The organism is Olivibacter ginsenosidimutans (genome assembly GCF_039542865.1).
Taxonomy (GTDB): Bacteria; Bacteroidota; Bacteroidia; order Sphingobacteriales; family Sphingobacteriaceae; genus Olivibacter; species Olivibacter ginsenosidimutans.
Map to the genome: position 1 here is coordinate 160,025 of NZ_BAABIQ010000003.1, position 17,761 is coordinate 177,785.

Annotated in this window: 15 protein-coding genes; 14 read left to right on the forward strand and 1 reads right to left on the reverse strand. The window is 41.4% G+C overall.

The features are described from left to right. Positions 1-243 precede the first annotated feature (243 nt). The 5 genes from gcvH to ABD930_RS02035 all read left to right on the forward strand — a co-directional run bounded on the left by gcvH (position 244) and on the right by ABD930_RS02035 (position 4,298). A complete protein-coding gene (gcvH, locus tag ABD930_RS02015; protein WP_345230015.1) occupies positions 244-624 on the forward strand; it encodes a glycine cleavage system protein GcvH in 381 nt (126 codons plus the stop codon). 160 nt (positions 625-784) lie between these two features. Beyond that, complete coding sequence (locus tag ABD930_RS02020) at positions 785-1,177, forward strand: VanZ family protein (protein WP_345230016.1); 393 nt, start codon at positions 785-787, stop codon at positions 1,175-1,177. An 83-nt stretch (positions 1,178-1,260) separates the two neighbouring features. Then, complete coding sequence (locus ABD930_RS02025) at positions 1,261-1,494, forward strand: FeoA family protein (RefSeq protein ID WP_345230017.1); 234 nt, start codon at positions 1,261-1,263, stop codon at positions 1,492-1,494. A 15-nt stretch (positions 1,495-1,509) separates the two neighbouring features. Then, a complete protein-coding gene (feoB, locus tag ABD930_RS02030; RefSeq protein ID WP_345230018.1) occupies positions 1,510-3,612 on the forward strand; it encodes a ferrous iron transport protein B in 2,103 nt (700 codons plus the stop codon). A gap of 65 nt (positions 3,613-3,677) precedes the next feature. Then, positions 3,678-4,298, forward strand: coding sequence for a SprT-like domain-containing protein (locus ABD930_RS02035; protein ID WP_345230295.1), 621 nt, complete (start codon positions 3,678-3,680; stop codon positions 4,296-4,298). Here the strand turns inward: ABD930_RS02035 and ABD930_RS02040 are convergent. Beyond that, positions 4,282-4,935 carry a YceH family protein gene (locus ABD930_RS02040; protein ID WP_345230019.1) on the reverse strand — a complete coding sequence of 218 codons (654 nt, stop codon included), beginning with the start codon at positions 4,933-4,935 and terminating at the stop codon, positions 4,282-4,284. The two genes, ABD930_RS02035 and ABD930_RS02040, sit on opposite strands and share 17 nt — an antisense overlap. 123 nt (positions 4,936-5,058) lie before the next feature. Here ABD930_RS02040 and ispG point away from each other — a divergent pair, with 123 nt between their 5' ends. The 9 genes from ispG (at position 5,059) to ABD930_RS02085 (ending at position 17,402) form a co-directional block, all read left to right on the forward strand. After that, the gene (gene ispG / locus ABD930_RS02045; RefSeq protein ID WP_345230020.1) at positions 5,059-7,083 is read left to right on the forward strand and encodes a (E)-4-hydroxy-3-methylbut-2-enyl-diphosphate synthase; all 2,025 of its coding nucleotides are present in this window, start codon (positions 5,059-5,061) and stop codon (positions 7,081-7,083) included. 674 nt (positions 7,084-7,757) lie between these two features. Next, positions 7,758-9,494, forward strand: a complete 1,737-nt coding sequence (locus tag ABD930_RS02050) for a thiamine pyrophosphate-dependent enzyme (protein WP_345230021.1) — start codon at positions 7,758-7,760, stop codon at positions 9,492-9,494. Positions 9,495-9,695: 201 nt separating this feature from the next. Continuing rightward, positions 9,696-10,769, forward strand: coding sequence for an NADH-quinone oxidoreductase subunit NuoH (nuoH, locus tag ABD930_RS02055; protein WP_345230022.1), 1,074 nt, complete (start codon positions 9,696-9,698; stop codon positions 10,767-10,769). 79 nt (positions 10,770-10,848) lie between these two features. Continuing rightward, positions 10,849-11,412, forward strand: a complete 564-nt coding sequence (locus ABD930_RS02060) for a 4Fe-4S binding protein (RefSeq protein WP_345230023.1) — start codon at positions 10,849-10,851, stop codon at positions 11,410-11,412. Continuing rightward, the gene (locus ABD930_RS02065) at positions 11,409-11,960 is read left to right on the forward strand and encodes an NADH-quinone oxidoreductase subunit J family protein (RefSeq protein ID WP_345230024.1); all 552 of its coding nucleotides are present in this window, start codon (positions 11,409-11,411) and stop codon (positions 11,958-11,960) included. Before ABD930_RS02060 ends, ABD930_RS02065 begins: the two co-directional genes overlap by 4 nt. After that, positions 11,957-12,262 (forward strand): NADH-quinone oxidoreductase subunit NuoK, encoded by a 306-nt coding sequence (gene nuoK / locus ABD930_RS02070; RefSeq protein ID WP_345230025.1) that lies wholly within the window; start codon positions 11,957-11,959, stop codon positions 12,260-12,262. The genes ABD930_RS02065 and nuoK overlap by 4 nt, the downstream gene beginning before the upstream one ends. Further along, entirely contained in the window at positions 12,263-14,272 is a 2,010-nt protein-coding gene (nuoL, locus tag ABD930_RS02075; protein ID WP_345230026.1) for an NADH-quinone oxidoreductase subunit L, read from the forward strand. 25 nt (positions 14,273-14,297) lie between these two features. Continuing rightward, a complete protein-coding gene (locus ABD930_RS02080; RefSeq protein WP_345230027.1) occupies positions 14,298-15,902 on the forward strand; it encodes a complex I subunit 4 family protein in 1,605 nt (534 codons plus the stop codon). Between the two features lie 12 nt (positions 15,903-15,914). Further along, entirely contained in the window at positions 15,915-17,402 is a 1,488-nt protein-coding gene (locus ABD930_RS02085; RefSeq protein WP_345230028.1) for an NADH-quinone oxidoreductase subunit N, read from the forward strand. The last annotated feature ends 359 nt before the right edge of the window (positions 17,403-17,761 follow it).

Below are 17,761 nucleotides of genomic sequence, written 5' to 3' on the forward strand. Positions count from 1 at the left end.
GGCAATTGGATTTTTTAAACGTGGTTGGAAATGCTTAATTAGACATAAAAAAACTGAACAAACTGAACAGCATTTCAGCTCAACTAATAATTGCCATTGGGGAAGAAGAGACATGCCAGAGCGGCTAAAATCAGAAATCGCATATCAAGGCAAATGATGTACAATGGAATTTATTGCAATTTTGTGTTCGTGAATGCCAAGCATTTTCTCTATGTTTGGCAAAAAAAGCAAAAAAACATAATAATGAATTTTCCAGCTGATTTAAAGTATACGAAAGACCATGAATGGATTCGTGTTGAAGGCAATGAAGCAACCATTGGTATCACCGCATTTGCTCAAAGTGAATTGGGGGATATTGTATTTGTAGAAATTCCTACAGTAGGAGAAGAGATTGCCGTTAATGAAGTATTTGGTACCATTGAAGCCGTGAAAACAGTTTCAGATTTATTTATGCCCGTAACTGCAACCATCTCGATCGTAAATGAGCAATTAGACGGATCTCCTGAGTTGGTGAATACGGATCCCTATGGCGAAGGGTGGATCATTAAAGCAACCATTACTAATCCTGCTGAACTGGATGGCTTGTTAACGGCCGAGGCTTACCAGGAGCTTGTTGGTGCATAAGGTACAAATCGTTATCGATTAGCGCTTATATTTACACGCTCCTCCTCCTGAGTTATCAGGAGTGAGGGCTGTTGAAAGGAAACCCTTTGAATGAGTATAACAGCCTTTTTGATAACAGATTTCAATAGATAGAATTTGTCTTTTTTCATTTGTCTCATATATGAAGCATTTTATTTGGGCTATTTTATGGGCGCTAATCGTATTGCTACTAACCTGTTTACCGATGGAGAGTACGGTTGAGAAAGTTCCTAAATTTGAGGGGATGGACAAATTGGTACATACTGGTTTCTTCTTTGTCTTTTCAATCTTGCTCTGTAGAGGTTTCTTAAGTAACCTGGGGGCGAATAGCATTCAGATAAGTATCTTTTTTAAGGTACTTTTGATTTCTCTTGTCTTTGCTTTATTTACTGAATTTTTGCAATATACCTGTTTTACCTATAGGAGTGGAGACTGGTGGGATGTTTTCGCAGATAGCGTAGGAACGGGAATGGGATTGTTTGCTTATCTCGTATTGGTGGGAATAAAACCTAAAAGGATGGTGGTTGAGCAGTAAAACGGCCTGACGAAGATAATATCCTTAAACTTTTTTGAATCATTCTAAATAAAACCTTACCTTTGGGTTTATTTGTTCTTGCTATGAAGTTAACAGCGTTAAAGCCAGGTAAATCGGGTATTATAAAAGATTTTACAGATCTAAATCTTTCCATAAAATTGATGGAGATGGGGTGTTTACCAGGTGAGCAAATTACTTATGAACGGGTTGCTCCTCTAGGAGATCCTATTGCCGTATCGATTGCGGGATACCAACTGAGCATACGGAAAGCAGAAGCCGCTACCATTATCGTTGAAGAAGTACCACCGTTATTTTAGAGAAGAGAAGAATCCATGAAAGTTGCGTTAGTAGGGAATCCTAATACCGGAAAGTCTACGTTATTCAATAGTTTAACAGGACTGAATCAGAAAATTGGAAATTTTCCGGGAATTACCGTAGATAAAAAAACAGGAACGTGTAAGCTACCGGATGGAGCGCTCATCGAAGTTATTGATTTGCCTGGATGTTATAGCCTTTACCCCAAAAGTAAAGATGAAGCTATTGTATTGGAAGTGCTTACCAATTCCAACAATCCGTCTCATCCTGATCTGATTATAGTCGTCGCTGATGCCACAAACCTAAAACGCAATCTGTTGCTATTCACTCAGGTAGCAGATTTAAAGATACCAGTCATATTAGCATTGAATATGACAGATGCAGCGCGGAAGGAGCAGATTTTAATCGACATAGATAAAATGTCTCAAAAGTTAGGTGTTCAAGTTATCCCAATTAGTGCTAGGCGAAATGAGAATATCGAACTATTAAAACAGGCTATCGTTGATGCCCCGAAGATCGCATTACAGCAGGAAAGTATTGCGGTATCAACCTTAGCGCCTCAGTTAATTTCCCAGATTAAACAAGATATTCGGATAAAAGAAGACTATGTCGCCTTATTGTTGGCACATCAACATGAGAACTTAGCTTATTTAACGGTTGATGAAAGCAATCATATTGAATCACTAGAACAGGCAAATGCTTTTCAGCCACAGCCGGCGCAAACAAAGGAAACCATTGCCCGATACGATTTTATCAGCAATCTACTGAAAGAAGCAGTCCAACAAAAACCGAAAGTTATTTCGGATACACCAAGCGGTAAAATTGATCGTATCTTAACCCATAAAGTATGGGGTTTCGTGTCATTTTTGGCGATTTTGTTATTGATTTTTCAAGCGATTTTTGCTTGGGCAGAATACCCCATGGGGCTTATTGAAAACTTCTTTGCCTGGTTGGATGAAGTGGGTAGGCAATTGGTGCCGGCGGGACTGTTAGCTGATTTGTTATTTGATGGTATTCTGGCGGGATTGGGCGGTGTGCTCGTGTTTATTCCACAGATCGCCATTTTGTTTGGTTTTATAGCGATCTTGGAGGATACAGGTTACATGGCCAGAATCACCTTTCTAATGGATAAGATCATGCGTAAAGTTGGGCTTAATGGTAAATCTGTCGTGCCGATGATTGGTGGCTTGGCGTGTGCTGTCCCTTCGATTATGGCAGCCCGTAATATTGAAAGTTGGAAAGACCGGATTATTACCATTATGGTTACGCCATTAATAAGTTGCGCCGCACGCTTACCCGTATATACCTTGTTGATATCACTGGTGGTGCCTAATGATAAACTTTGGGGCTTTTTTAATTTACAGGGTTTAGCATTAATGGGGATGTATTTGGTGGGTACCTTGGGCGCTATAGTAGTGGCTTGGGTGATGAAAAAAATCATTAAGACGAAAGAACGTTCTTATTTTATTTTAGAATTACCTGTTTACCGCATGCCACGTTGGAAAAATGTGGGGCTAACCATGTACGAAAAAGTAAAAACATTTGTTTTGCAAGTTGGTAAAGTGATCATTGCCATGTCTATTGTACTGTGGGTATTAGCAACGTACGGCCCTCCTGAGCGTATGGAAAAAATAGAGGAGAAATACCAATCCGCACAGTATACCCAACAATATGATGAAGAAGAATTGCAGATTATGGAATCGTCTGAAAAATTGGAAAATTCTTATGTAGGGGTTTTAGGCAAATTTATCGAGCCTGTTATTAGGCCTTTAGGCTTCGATTGGAAAATAGGTATTGCTTTAATCACGTCTTTCGCTGCCAGAGAGGTATTTGTAGGAACCATGGCTACTATTTATAGTGTTGCCGAACCCGAAGATGATACCTCGAGTATACGTGAGAAAATGAGTAACGCCCGTGATAGTGTTACAGGAGCGCCTATTTATACGGTAGCAACCGCCTTTTCGCTAATGATTTTTTACGCTTTTGCCATGCAGTGTATGAGCACCGTTGCGGTAGTGTACCGGGAAACAAAGAGTTGGAAATGGCCGCTCATTCAGTTGGCATATATGACCGGAATGGCTTATCTTGCATCCTTATTGGTATATCAATTGCTGAAATAGTGTATTAGGCATTTTTGGGTGTTGCTGATACGCCTAACGGCATCGGAGTTACCACATGGTAAATGATGATAGAGAAAACAACCTTAGCATTAGAAAAGTACGTACCACAACCTGCTGCACCTATTATCGCGCAGTGGATTCATCAAGCTCCCTGCTGGTTTAAAATCAGCAAAGGCAGGACATCTAAGTTTGGTGATTATCGTTCTCCTTTTAAGGATAAAGGTCATCGGATTTCGGTGAACCATAATTTAAACCCATATGCCTTTTTAATTACCGCTGTCCACGAGTTTGCACACCTTAAAACATGGAATGAATATCGGGCGAAGGTTAAGCCACATGGTCAGGAGTGGAAAAAAAACTTTAAGCAACTCATGAAACCTTTTTTTGAGTTGAATATCTTTCCTTATGATGTTCAACGGGCGGTTGTAGCTTATTTGGATAATCCGGCGGCTTCCAGTTGCAGTGACTTAACTTTATTTCGTACCCTGCAACGTTACGATAAGCCTAAAAATGGGCACTTGCGCGTGGAAGAACTGCCGTTAGGGGCTTCTTTTAGTTTACCTAATGGCCGAACATTTAAAAAAGGCGAAAAGATACGAACCCGGTTTCGCTGTACCGACCTAAATACGGGTAGAATTTATCTTTTTAGTCCGGTTGCGGAAGTTTTGATTAATACAGCTCGCTAACCAGCTTTTCAACCGTCGCTTTCAGGTCCGCTAATTCTTGCTCCACAACCGCTAAGCGATTTTCAAGTGATGCGGTATCGGTGGATGGATTTACATCATGATCAACATCTAACTGTTCAATATCAGGTACACCGCCAAAAAGATGCATATATCGTACTTCTTTTTGTCCCGTTCTTTTAGGAATCTGGATCACCATGGCCGGTTCTTCCGTACTGAGCTTATCTAAATAACCTTGTATTTCGGCCAATGAGTCAAAAGCATAGAGTCTACCTGAATTGCTGTTCATTTCACCTACGGTGAGAGGGCCGCGTAAAAGAAGCAGGCATAGAATTGCAACTTCTGCTGGAATAATGGGATATGCCACGCTTAACGTATGCCGGTATTTGGTGGTTCTGCTTGATCCACCGGTAGCTGTTGCAATCAGCCCTTTTTTTCTTAGGGTATCCAGTGCAGCGATAATCGTATCGTCGTCATATTGAACGACTGGTTTACGTGCCGATTTTTGATTACACGCAGCGGCCAGACCGTTCAAGGTTAAGGGATAATATTCGGGCGTGGTTTTACTTTTTTCCATAAGGGAACCGAGCACCCGTTGTTCTTCACTGCTAAGAATAGGTAAGGTTAGTTTTTGTTCCATTTTAACGATTGTCCTAATTTATGTGGCAAAATACAGAAATATGGGCATATTCCCTATAGCAATAAAAAAACAGGATCACTTACCGTCGAAAAATGCGTAAATTTGCAAGATATTAAGCATACTATGGATTTAGCTAAGACCTTAATGCTGCCCGGGAAATACTGCCCCTCCTTAACTCATTATGAGCGATGGTTAACGCGTGAAGTAAACATTGGTGATGTGCCTATGGGCGGTAAGCACCCCATTCGGATTCAAAGCATGACTACGGTAGATACCATGGATACCATAGGTTCTGTCGAGCAAACCATCCGGATGGTGGAAGCAGGATGTGAATATGTGCGCATCACCGCACCAAGTATTAAAGAGGCGAATAATCTAGCAGCAATTAAGCAGGAACTTCGTAAACGGGGCTATCACGTGCCTTTGGTTGCAGATATCCATTTTACACCGAATGCGGCGGAAGTGGCTGCACGTATTGTCGAAAAGGTGCGCATTAATCCCGGAAATTATGCCGATAAGAAAAAATTTGATCAGTTAAGTTATACAACTGCCGAATATCAGGCAGAGTTAGATCGTATTTATACAAAATTTGCTCCACTAGTTAAAATTTGTAAAGAGTACGGTACGGCCATGCGGATCGGGACAAATCATGGTTCGCTGTCCGATCGAATTATGAGTCATTACGGTGATACCCCTGAAGGTATGGTGGAATCTGCCATGGAGTTTATTCGTATCTGTGAAGATCTTCATTATTATAACTTAGTGATCTCCATGAAATCCAGCAATCCGCAGGTCATGGTACAAGCGTATCGATTGTTGGTAGAAAAGATGGTTGCGGAAGGCATGAACTATCCTTTACATCTTGGCGTGACCGAGGCTGGTGATGGCGAAGATGGGCGAATAAAATCTGCCGTCGGCATAGGCACTTTATTGGAAGATGGCTTGGGAGATACCGTGCGTGTGTCTCTAACCGAAGAACCCGAATTGGAGGCTCCAGTGGCAAGAGCCTTGATAAACCGTTATGTGCAACGGGCAGCAATGATCGGAGATTCGGCACCTGCCTTTAGTCAGCCTGGTATAAATGAGGAACCGAACCTAGCACATCTTTTAAGCGGTAAACGCCCAACTGCCGAGGTAAATGCTTTTATCGGTGGGGATATGGTACCTCGCGTAGTAGCCGATTTATCGCAGAAACGCCTCATAGATCCAATGGTGTTAAAAGATGTCGGATATATTTATGATCCGCTGCTGGATAAGTTTCATATGGGCGATCAGTCTGTTGATTTTATTTATCTGGGAGATAATTTACCTTCCTTTACGATGCCGGGCAACCTAAAACAAATTTTTCATTATCCTACCTGGCTTAAACTGCAACATAAGACGAATATTCACCCCTTATATTCCTTAAACGAATATGTAACGGCACAAGAACGGGATGCACAATTAAACTTGGTCTGCATTTGCTTAGACGATCTCGAACACGAACTTTTTGAACGTATCCCCATCGATCAAACAGTGGTGTTTATATTGGAAACCAATAAGGTGCATGGCATGGCCAATCAACGGCAGTTTTTCTTCAAATTGAATGAGTGGGGCTTGGATATGCCCGTAGTTATCAAGCGGAGTTATGATCCAAAGGAGTTCGACGGACCGGTAGGCGACCCGATGAGTTCAGAGGAACCCATTTCAAAATTACAATTATATGCAGCGACCGACATCGGTGCTCTTTTAACTGATGGGATGGGTAATGGTATCTGGATCGACGCACCGGCAACACCAACAGCCCGTATAGTGTCCACTTCTTTTGCGATTTTGCAGGCTACGCGATCGCGAATTTCTAAAACCGAATATATTTCCTGTCCAAGCTGCGGACGTACCCTCTTTGATTTGCAGGAAACGACACAAATGATCCGGAATCGCACCAATCATCTCAAAGGTCTCAAAATCGCGATCATGGGTTGTATTGTTAATGGGCCTGGTGAGATGGCTGATGCCGACTATGGTTATGTAGGTGCTGGTCCGGATAAAGTTACCTTGTACCGAGGAAAAGAAGTGGTAAAACGTAATGTAAGCTCGGTACATGCTTTAGATGAGTTGATTGAAATTATCCGTTCAGACGGCAATTGGGTGGAAGCTCCTCAAAATTGACGAAAAGCTAGCGCAATCAGATTAACTATGCAGCACATGGTGGTTGGTATTTAAAGAACTTTTTATGTTCTTTCTTTGTCCGCCAAAGAAAAGAACCAAAGAACTTAGCGGAGCGTTTTCATGAATGCCTTTGAAAATAAAACGAAATATGAATAAAGCTCCCGCTTCAAAATTTACAGGAACGGCAGTGCTTCCCACTACAAAATGTAAATTTTGGAGGCGGTTTTTTCGAAGGCCAATGGTAAGTGCTGTAAATCTTACCGTATTACCTTGTTTTATTTCAATAGATTACGGGCATATTTACATTTCCACGTGCTTGGTAGAAAATCCCCGTTCTGCTCAAAATATCGCCTAGGAAATTTGTGGTTAGCAGGTGGATGCACTGCCCTTGTAGCAAAGTTCCAAGCGATGAGTTTATTCACTACTTATCCATTTTAAAAGGTGTTCATGAACTCCCTTCGGTCGGTTTTGCTTCACTTTTTTCATGCCTTGTTTGCTTTTTAAGGCATTCAAGTTACTTCGTGGTCTGCGGAAGAAAGTGGAAAATAATTTAAAAAAATGTATAATAAAAAAGTTCCTTTTCGTATGAAAAGCCATTCCTCAAACATAATCCGCTTTCCTTTGTTATCGGTAGTATATATCATTAATCCTTGACCCTTAGATATAAATAATACATGGCAAAGAAAGTAGCCGATCAGCTTGTAGAAACTCTTCTAGAAGCGGGAATCAAAAGAATTTATGCCGTCACAGGCGATAGCTTAAATGAAATTAACGATGCTGTTCGGAGGAATGGCCAATTGCAATGGATTCATGTACGGCATGAGGAGGTTGGGGCTTATGCCGCAGCTGCCGAGGCAGAGCTAAATGGCTTAGCCTGTTGTGCTGGAAGTAGCGGTCCTGGGCATGTACACCTTATTAATGGCTTGTATGATGCCAATCGTTCAGGGGCATCCGTTTTGGCCATAGCCTCAACAATGCATTCCGATGAAATGGGCACGGCATATTTTCAAGAAACCAATACCATTAAGTTATTCGACGATTGTAGCGTCTATAACCAAATCGCCACTACGCCCAGACAGTTTCCACGTATGCTGCAAACAGCGCTTCAGCACGCCTATAGTAAAAAGGGCGTGGCTGTACTTGGTGTACCTGGAGATGTCGCCATGGCCGATGCGGAAGAGATTTTAACGGAGACAAGATTATTAACCTATCATCCGGTGCTGCTTCCGTGTGAAGAGGAGTTGCAAGCCTTAGCGGAGTTGTTAAATAGCCATAAGCGAGTCACTATTTTTTGTGGTATTGGCTGTAAACAGGCACATGATGAAGTGGTAGCCCTAGCACAAAAACTTCACGCCCCTGTGGGGTACTCCTTTAGAGGAAAAATGTACATCCAATATGATAATCCAAATGAAGTGGGAATGACCGGTTTATTGGGGCTGCCTTCGGCCTACCATGCTATGCATGAAGCAGATTTGCTATTATTATTAGGTACCGATTTCCCCTATAAAGATTTTATACCCGAAAAGTGCACCATTGTTCAACTGGATGAAAAACCAGAGCGTTTGGGCCGTCGCGCAAAACTCGAAAAGGGGATTATGGGAGAAGTCAAGCAAACGTTAAAAGCACTTTTACCACTGGTAAGACAAAAGAAGGATGACAGTTTTTTAAAGGCCCAGTTAAAAGTTTATGAAAAGGTAAAAGAAGTGCAACAAACCTATGTGAAAGATAGCGGGAGTACAGAAAATATTTCACCAGAATTCCTGGCTCATACACTGGATAGACTTGCGGCACCTGATGCCATATTCACGGTTGATACGGGTATGAGTTGTGTATGGGGGGCACGCTTTATACAGGCAACTGGTAGGCGGGAGTTGTTAGGTTCTTTCAATCACGGTTCCATGGCTAATGCTATGCCTCAAGCTATTGGGGCAGCCCTGGCACGCCCAGATCAGCAAATCATTGCCTTGTGTGGTGATGGCGGTTTATCGATGCTGTTAGGTGATTTAGCTACAATTGTACAATATAACCTGCCAATAAAATTGATTGTTTTTGATAATCGTTCTTTAGGGATGGTAAAGTTAGAGATGGAAGTTGCGGGTTTACCAGATTGGCAAACAGATATGTATAATCCTGATTTTGCAACGGTAGCGATGGCTATGGGAATGAAGGGGTTAAGTGTTAGCGAGCCCAGCGAAGTGGAGGATGTTTTAAAAGAAGCGTTGGCCCATGAAGGACCGGTGTTGGTGCATGCTAAAACCAATCCCAATTCCTTGGCTATGCCTCCCAAGATTGAGTTTTCGCAAATGAAAGGTTATGCGGTTACGATGGGTAAATTAATCTTAAATGGACGGATGGATGAAGTGCTGGATACAGTGAAAAGTAATTATAAGCATTTAAAAGAGGTGTTTTAATTGAAGTTACGCGTTGCGCGTTACGTGTTGTCCGTGCCTATACAGCTTGTCAGGAACTCGCAACTCACAACTGACAACGCATAACTGATAAAACCATAGAATAAGTCGTTATTAGAATCATTCAAAATAAGTTTGTTTTCCGTTTAATATTTTCAGGTGGATTTGTTAAGTTTGCACTAATTATAAAAGTGCATATTGGCCTTGGTATTTTACATCATATATATTCTAGTAGCAATCGTTTTATTTACTTTTCTAGCTGGATTTACTCTTTTTGCAGTTTACGCTGAGCGGAAGGTTGCTGGTTTTGTCCAGGACCGTCTGGGGCCAATGGAAACAGGGAAATTTGGATCGTTACAAACGATAGCTGATATTCTTAAATTATTGCAGAAGGAATTTATTTCGCCTGCAAGTGCTGATAAAATTTTATTTGCCGCAGCACCGGTAATCGTATTCGTAGCGGTGTATTTGGGATTTGCAGCTATGCCTTGGGCTCCTAATCTTGCTCCTGCTGCCTTGAATTTAGGTCTTTTTTATGTGATAGCCATTATTTCCGTAGAGGCTATTGGTGTTTTAATGGCCGGATGGGGATCTAATAATAAATTTGCACTGCTCGGTGCACTACGATCAGTGGCTCAATTGGTTTCTTATGAAATTCCTGCGGGTTTGTCGCTGATTGCCGCAGTGATGATCACCCAAACCTTGGACATGCAAACGGTAACCATTAATCAGGGCGTTTTATCACAGGAGCGTCTTTTGTGTTTGGGGCTTTGGGAAGTACAACATGTCGGTGGCTTGTTTGCTTGGAATATTTTTCAGGCTCCACATTTGATTTTAGCGTATATCATTTATTTTATTGCGTCACTTGCCGAATGTAATCGTGCTCCTTTCGATATCCCAGAGGCCGAATCTGAATTGGTATCGGGATACCATACGGAATATGGTGGACTGCGCTTTGCGTTTTTCTTTTTAGCCGAGTATTGTTTAATGTTTCTGGTTGCCATGATTGGTGTCATCTTGTTCTTAGGTGGCTGGAATACACCTTTACCAAATATCGGATCATTGAAATTAGCCATGTGGACAACGGGGACAGCATGGGGAATTGTTTGGGTGCTGGTGAAAACGCTTGCTGTTGTAGGTGTGCAAATTTTAATTCGATGGACCTTACCAAGATTACGGGTAGATCAACTGATGAGTTTGTGTTGGAAAGTACTAACACCTTTGGCATTTCTGTGTATCGTGCTCTCCGGAATCTGGCGAATTTTGGTGATGGTGTAAGCGATGTTTGTGTGTTACGAGTTATACGTATCTCACATCTTATATCTACTACTAATATTAGGTACTAAGTACTATAAAAATGTTTAAAAAAACGTTACATGCTTTTGCAACTGCTTGGAAAGGGTTAAACCTAACCTTTAGGCACCTTTTTGCTGCTCGCAAGGCGCGTGAAGTACTCGATATTAAACAAGAAAACTATTTTGAAAAGCAAGAGGGGGTTACCACCATCCAATACCCTAGACAGGCTATTCCCATTCCGGAGGTCGCCCGTTACCAATTGGATGTCGTCATAGACGATTGTATCGTATGCGACCTTTGTGCGAAAGCCTGTCCTGTTGATTGCATCGATATTGAAGCGATTAAAGCGACTGAAGCTATCGGAAAGACGTCTGACGGAAGTGTAAAGCGCCTATATGCGGCAAAATTTGATATCGATATGGCTAAATGTATGTATTGCGGCTTATGTACAGTGGTATGTCCGACGGAATGCATTACGATGACCGATAATTACGACCGGAGCTTTCCTGCCTTGACCGATTTGGTGTACCAATTTTCGGAAATGACGGAAAAAGAAATTGAAGAGAAACGGGCTGAACTTGCTCGCTTTCAAGCTGAAAAGGAGGCAGCAAAGCGTAAACCATGACCGTTGACCTCTTGTTGTTTTATGTACTTGCTATAACGGCCGTTGGTTCGGCTTTACTTATTGTATCTATTAAAAATTTAGTACGCAGCTTATTTCTCTTTTTTGTAACCTTATTTGCCATTGCTGGCCTGTATGTTTTTGCGCTTGCTGATTTTATTGCGGTTACGCAAGTCATTGTTTATGTAGGAGGGGTGTTGGTATTGATGTTGTTTGCGTTCATGCTTTCCAATAGAACCTTATTGGGCGACATACAGTTAGGAGCAAAAGGTATTTTTGCTTTACCTAAGTGGCAAGCCGTAATAATTGCTATCGCATTTCTAGCACTTTTAATAGCTGTGGTGAGCCAAATAGCCCATCATGAACCGGATTGGATCACACAAGCTAAAAATCGCCAAACGTTTATTCTCCCTCAAGATAATACCATACATCACCTAGGTATTCATTTAATGACAAGATATGTATTGCCATTTGAAGTGGTTTCAGTATTCTTAATGATGGCGCTTATGGGGGCGGCACATTTAGCCAGAAAGGAGGAACAATCATCGTGATTGGACTATTCCATTTGCTAACCGTTAGTGCCTTCCTGTTCGCTGTTGGAATATATGCTGTTTTGGCTAAGAAAAATGCCATACTGATGCTGATTGGGATTGAGTTTATGATTAATGCCGGCGTACTCAATTTAGTGGCCTTCGGAAGGTATGATCGTGCGTTTTATGGCGGACAAACTTTTGCTTTATTTGCAATCGTATTAGCTGCGGCCGCTGTAGCAGTGGCATTGGCCATTATATTGAATGTCTATAAACATTATAAAAGCATTGATCCGGATGATGTAACGGACTTAAGAGACTAGATGGATTCCCTTAATCAAATAGCAGCTGTAGTATGGGCAACCTTAGTGGTGCTTTTAGCACCCTTATTTGCTTTTATACTTTCGGCTGCTTTGGGTAAACGTATGAGGAGTGGCTGGCTGGCTACCGTAGCCATGGTCATTAGTTTAATAGCTGCTATTTTTGTTTTTAGTCAGATTTGGAACAATGAACCTATTCATCAACAAATACAGTGGTTCCAGATAGGTAATCATCCCTTTGCCGTAGGATTAATACTAAATAATCTTTCGGTTGTACTATTGGTTTTGGTTTGCGCTATCGCATTACCTGTATTTATCTATTCCCGCGTATACATGAAAGGGGATCCCGGAATACATCGTTATTGGATGTATTTAAGTCTTTTTTGTTTTGCTATGCTCGGTTTAGTAGTGGCCGATGGCCTTTTACTCCTATATATGTGTTGGGAATTGGTAGGATTTGCGTCCTATCTATTAATCGGTTTTTGGTTTACGAAAGAAGCTGCTATAAAGGCCAATAAAAAGGCTTTTCTAATTAATAGAATTGGTGATCTCGGCTTTCTAATCGGTATAGCCATCCTGTATACCCAATTCCAGACACTAGATATCATTACTTTATTTGGCGAACAAGGTTTGGTTAAACAGGCACCACCAACAGTCTTGTTAACATGGGCAGGCATCGCATTTTTCCTAGGTGCAATGGCCAAATCGGCCCAATTTCCTTTTCATGTATGGTTACCCGATGCGATGGAAGGTCCAACTTCCGTGTCTTCCTTAATCCATGCGGCCACCATGGTGGCCGCTGGTGTCTTTATGCTGGTTCGGATTTCGCCGCTATTTGATGCCCAGGTGTTATTTTTTATTGCAGGGATAGGTGCATTTACGGCATTCATGGCGGCAACTATTGCTGTTACGCAGCAGGATTTGAAGAAAATCTTAGCTTTTTCTACCATTTCGCAATTGGGCTTTATGATGGTGGCTATCGGTTTGGGCCAATACGGAGTAGCCATCTTTCATCTAGTTACCCATGCTTTTTTTAAATGTTTACTGTTCTTATCAGCTGGTGCTGTCATTCATGAAATGAGCCATTTAAAAGTACAGCATAGACTAAATATGGATCCACAGGATATTCGAAATATGGGCGGATTGCGTAAATTCATGCCATGGACATTTCGATTAACAGCGGTGGCAGCCTTAGCGTTAGCCGGACTGCCCTTAACAGCCGGATACCTCTCGAAAGATGCGATTTTAATCTATGCTTTTGAGTGGTCCGAATGGCAATCAGGAGTTTGGAAGATAATACCGATTTCCTTATTGATTAGCAGTGCACTTACCGCTTTTTATATTGCTCGTTTGGTCTTTAAGGTGTTTTTTGGCAAATTCCGGTTAAATCGTACCTTCAGAAAACAATTTCATCTACATGAGGCACCTAAAGGTATGCGATATCCTATGGTTTTTCTGGCTATCGGATCATTGTATTTTTTATATTCGTATAACCCCTTGGTTTTTGAGGATGCCTGGCTATTAAGAGGCTTAGCGACCACAACTTCGTTGCAGCGGGTAAATATTTACCATACCGTTATTCCAGCAGCGGTAAACGGATTAAGTATTATTTTTATTTATGTAGCGTGGCGTTGGTATGGACGGCGTAAGTATCCGATCAGAAGCTTATCTGGACCTTGGTACAGATTTTCAGAGGCACAATGGTATGGTCATCATGTCTACGGAACGATCGTAAAAGGGACCTTGGGATTGGCCAAAATACTATATGCATTTGATCGAAAGGTTGTTGATGGTTTTGTAAATAGTATGGGTGGACTGATAAGCGCTTTAGGAAACATAGCGCGCTGGTTAGACTGTTATATTGTGGATGCACTGATCAACGGCTTAGGGAATCTATCTTTTAAAATAGGAGGGATATTGAGGGGGCCTAGAAAGGGTAAAGTGCAATATTATATGCTGAGTATGTTTTTGGTGTTGTTAGTGGTTTTGTTAATAGGACTGCAGTTTTTTTAAAAGCGCCTTTTTTGAGAAACACAATATGAGTTGGTTATCAATTTTGATCTTTTTGCCGCTATTGGCAGCTATTATGGTTTTACTATTGCCCGCTTCACAAAGGGCACTTTATAAATATATAGCAGCTGCTGCTTGTTTGGTACAGCTTGTATTATCCCTATACCTTTATATAGGATTTAATGATACACTGCCGGGAGTTAATACGATAGAAGGCTATCAGTTTGTAGAACAAGTGCCATGGATTCGGCTACACTTGGGTAGTTTGGGTAGTCTGGAGGTGGATTATTTCATTGGAGTGGATGGTTTTTCTATTTTGCTGTTATTGCTAACGGCTCTGGTGATGTTGTTGGCCGTTATCGCCTCATGGAAAATGGAGCAAAGGCTTAAAGGGTTCTTCTCCTTGCTCTTACTGTTGAATACAGCCGTCATGGGCGTTTTTGTCGCACTTGATTTCTTTTTATTTTATGTCTTTTATGAGGTCATGTTGCTGCCTTTGTATTTTCTGATAGGCATTTGGGGCGGGCCAAGGCGGGAATATGCAGCAATTAAATTTTTCTTATATACCTTATTTGGATCCGTATTCATGCTGTTGGTTATGGTGGGACTGTATTTTTCGGTTATTAATCCGCTTACTGGTAACCATACCTTTAATCTGCTCTGCATGATGAATCCTGCTAATTATGTGCCGGGTGCTGTCTTTTCTCCATCGGGTCATTATGAATGGTTTGGCCTATCTGCACGTTTGTTGGGTTTCATTGTTCTTTTTGTAGCTTTTGCTATTAAAGTACCCGTCGTTCCCCTACATACCTGGTTGCCTGATGCACACGTGGAAGCACCAACACCCGTTTCGATCATTTTAGCCGGAATATTGTTAAAAGTGGGTGGTTATGGCATTATCCGAATTTGTTATAGCATATTCCCAGATATTGCCATAACCAGTGCCTGGTGGTTAGGTTTAATTGGGGTGGTTTCCATTTTATATGGTGCCTTTAATGCGCTAGCTCAGCAAGATTTAAAGCGTTTGGTGGCTTATTCTTCGGTTTCGCACATGGGTTTTGTGTTATTGGGTATCGCCTCGCTTACACCTGAGGGATTAAGTGGTGCTGTATTTCAGATGATTAGTCACGGTTTCTTGTCAGCAATGCTGTTCTTTTTAGTGGGAGTACTATATGATCGGGTGCACGATCGGATGATTTACAATTTCCGAGGCCTGGCAATGCTCATGCCAAAATATACGGCATTTGTGGCGATTGCTTTCTTCGCATCTCTTGGATTACCGGGTTTTTCCGCATTTATAGCTGAAGCGTTTACCATCATTGGTGCTTTTAATTCGCAGGGAGTAAATGGTCTAATACCCCGGTGGATGGCAATCTGTGGATCTTTAGGTATTTTGCTAAGCGCCGCGTATTTCTTATGGACTTTACAGCGGATGTTCTTTGGTCATACCCGATTAAAGGGGGGAGAGCAATGGCAAGTGCAATTGACGGATCTTAATCTGCGGGAAACGATTGCGTTGGCACCTATGGTTCTTTTGGCTTTGTTGTTCGGACTTATGCCGTCTCTAACATTTGATAAAATAAATGCTTCCGTACTCAACCTAATAGAATGGGTGAATAACGTACATCAGTAGACGGCACAATTTATGAAGGAATTTATACCACATATCAGTAAGTTGTTAGATGGCGTAATCGGAGGCTTGTCTTTCTTGTTGCCTGAATTTGTCCTGACCCTTACTTTTTTACTAAGTATTGGTTGCGGTTTGCTTTTTCGCGGTAAGCCGATGATAAATTGGTGGGTAACGGTAATAGGTATCCTCCTTTCTGGGTGGTTCGCATATAGTCAGATTGCTTTTCCGGCAACATCACCTATTTTCTTTGGAATGATTTTACCCGATACAAATGGTGCCTGGTTAAAATTATTGATAGGATTTACATGTCTATTGTTTTGCTTTTTTGTCTATTATAGCCAACAACTAAGGAATCATCCTAAACGAATAGATGATCTGTTGGGTATTTTATTAGGCGTGCATATTGGGCTAAATTTGATGGCAGTAGCTGTTAACTGGCTGATGGTATACCTAACGATCGAAATGGTCTCGGTAGGATCATATGTCATGGTGGGATATTTAGCCCGTGACCGTAAGCAGAGTGAGGCCGCTATGAAATATGTGTTGTTCGGAACAGTCTGCTCTGCAGTGATGCTTTATGGCCTTTCCCTCCTTTATGGTTATAGTGGGGGGCTTTCCTTTGTGGATCGGACACAACTAACAGCTCTTTTAGAAATGCCGCCCCTTGTGTTTATCGTAGCGACTTTCTTCGTGCTAACGGGAATCGGTTTTAAATTATCTTTTGTACCCTTTCATTTTTGGAGCCCTGACGTTTATCAAGGAGCGCCTACACCAGTAACCGCATTTTTGTCCACGGCGCCTAAGATCGGAGCTATTGCGCTCTTGGGGCGATTGGTAATCGCTTGGTCTACAGTAATGGAAACTGGGCTACCGCAGCTATTGTTTTATATACTCGCCGGTATTGCTATTGGAAGTATGCTTTTGGGAAATTTAGCGGCGATCAGACAGCGTCAAGTGAAACGAATGATGGCCTACTCTTCCATAGGTCATACAGGCTTTCTCATTATGATCGTTCTGGCTATCAGCCAACAAACCTTTCCGGTATTGTTTTTCTTTCTTGTCTCTTACATCATGATGAATGTAGGTGTATTCATGTTTGCCGACTACCTGGAGGAACACTTGGGAATAACAACGGTGACAGAATACCAGGGTTTAGGAAAATCATATCCCATGCTCATGGTGGCGATGACGGTTTTGATGGTATCGTTGACCGGTTTACCTCCAACCGTTGGTTTTATTGCTAAGCTATTATCCTTTTCGGCGGTTATGGAGGCCTATCAACATAATCATTCCTTATCTTGGTTGTTATTGCTCATAACGGGTGCTGTAACTACCGTAATGGCTTTGTTTTTTTACTTTAAAATCCCATTGAATGCATTTTTACGGGAACGTAAAAGGGAATTTCCTCCACTGGCCTATAATGGTCTGGCTGTTCTGGCAATATTGCTATCTTTAATGAGTCTTGTATTAGGCTTTTATCCTTCTCTCTTGGGTGCATTTTAGTACAATACCATTATCTAATTTTCTGTGTAACGTTTTGCGCCCTTAAGCCATATTCTGGAGTTTAAGGCTCGCTTTTATAAGTGTTTGTTCCTCCATATTTCTAAGCATATAGTGCCCTGAGTAATACACATGTAAGTCCGCTAGCATACGCGCAAAAGCAGTAGATATAAAGATAGAGAAGAAAATACTAAGATGAATGATTTGATTAGTGTTTTTTTGTGTTTTTAGGTGTAATTCTAAAAAATACACCAAATAAATGTTTGTTGCTTGATTTTTATGATATATTTCTGATTTTTTTATTGTATTTATTGAAAATAAACACTTGTTTATTGTTTGATTATGTAATTTTTTTGCTTGTA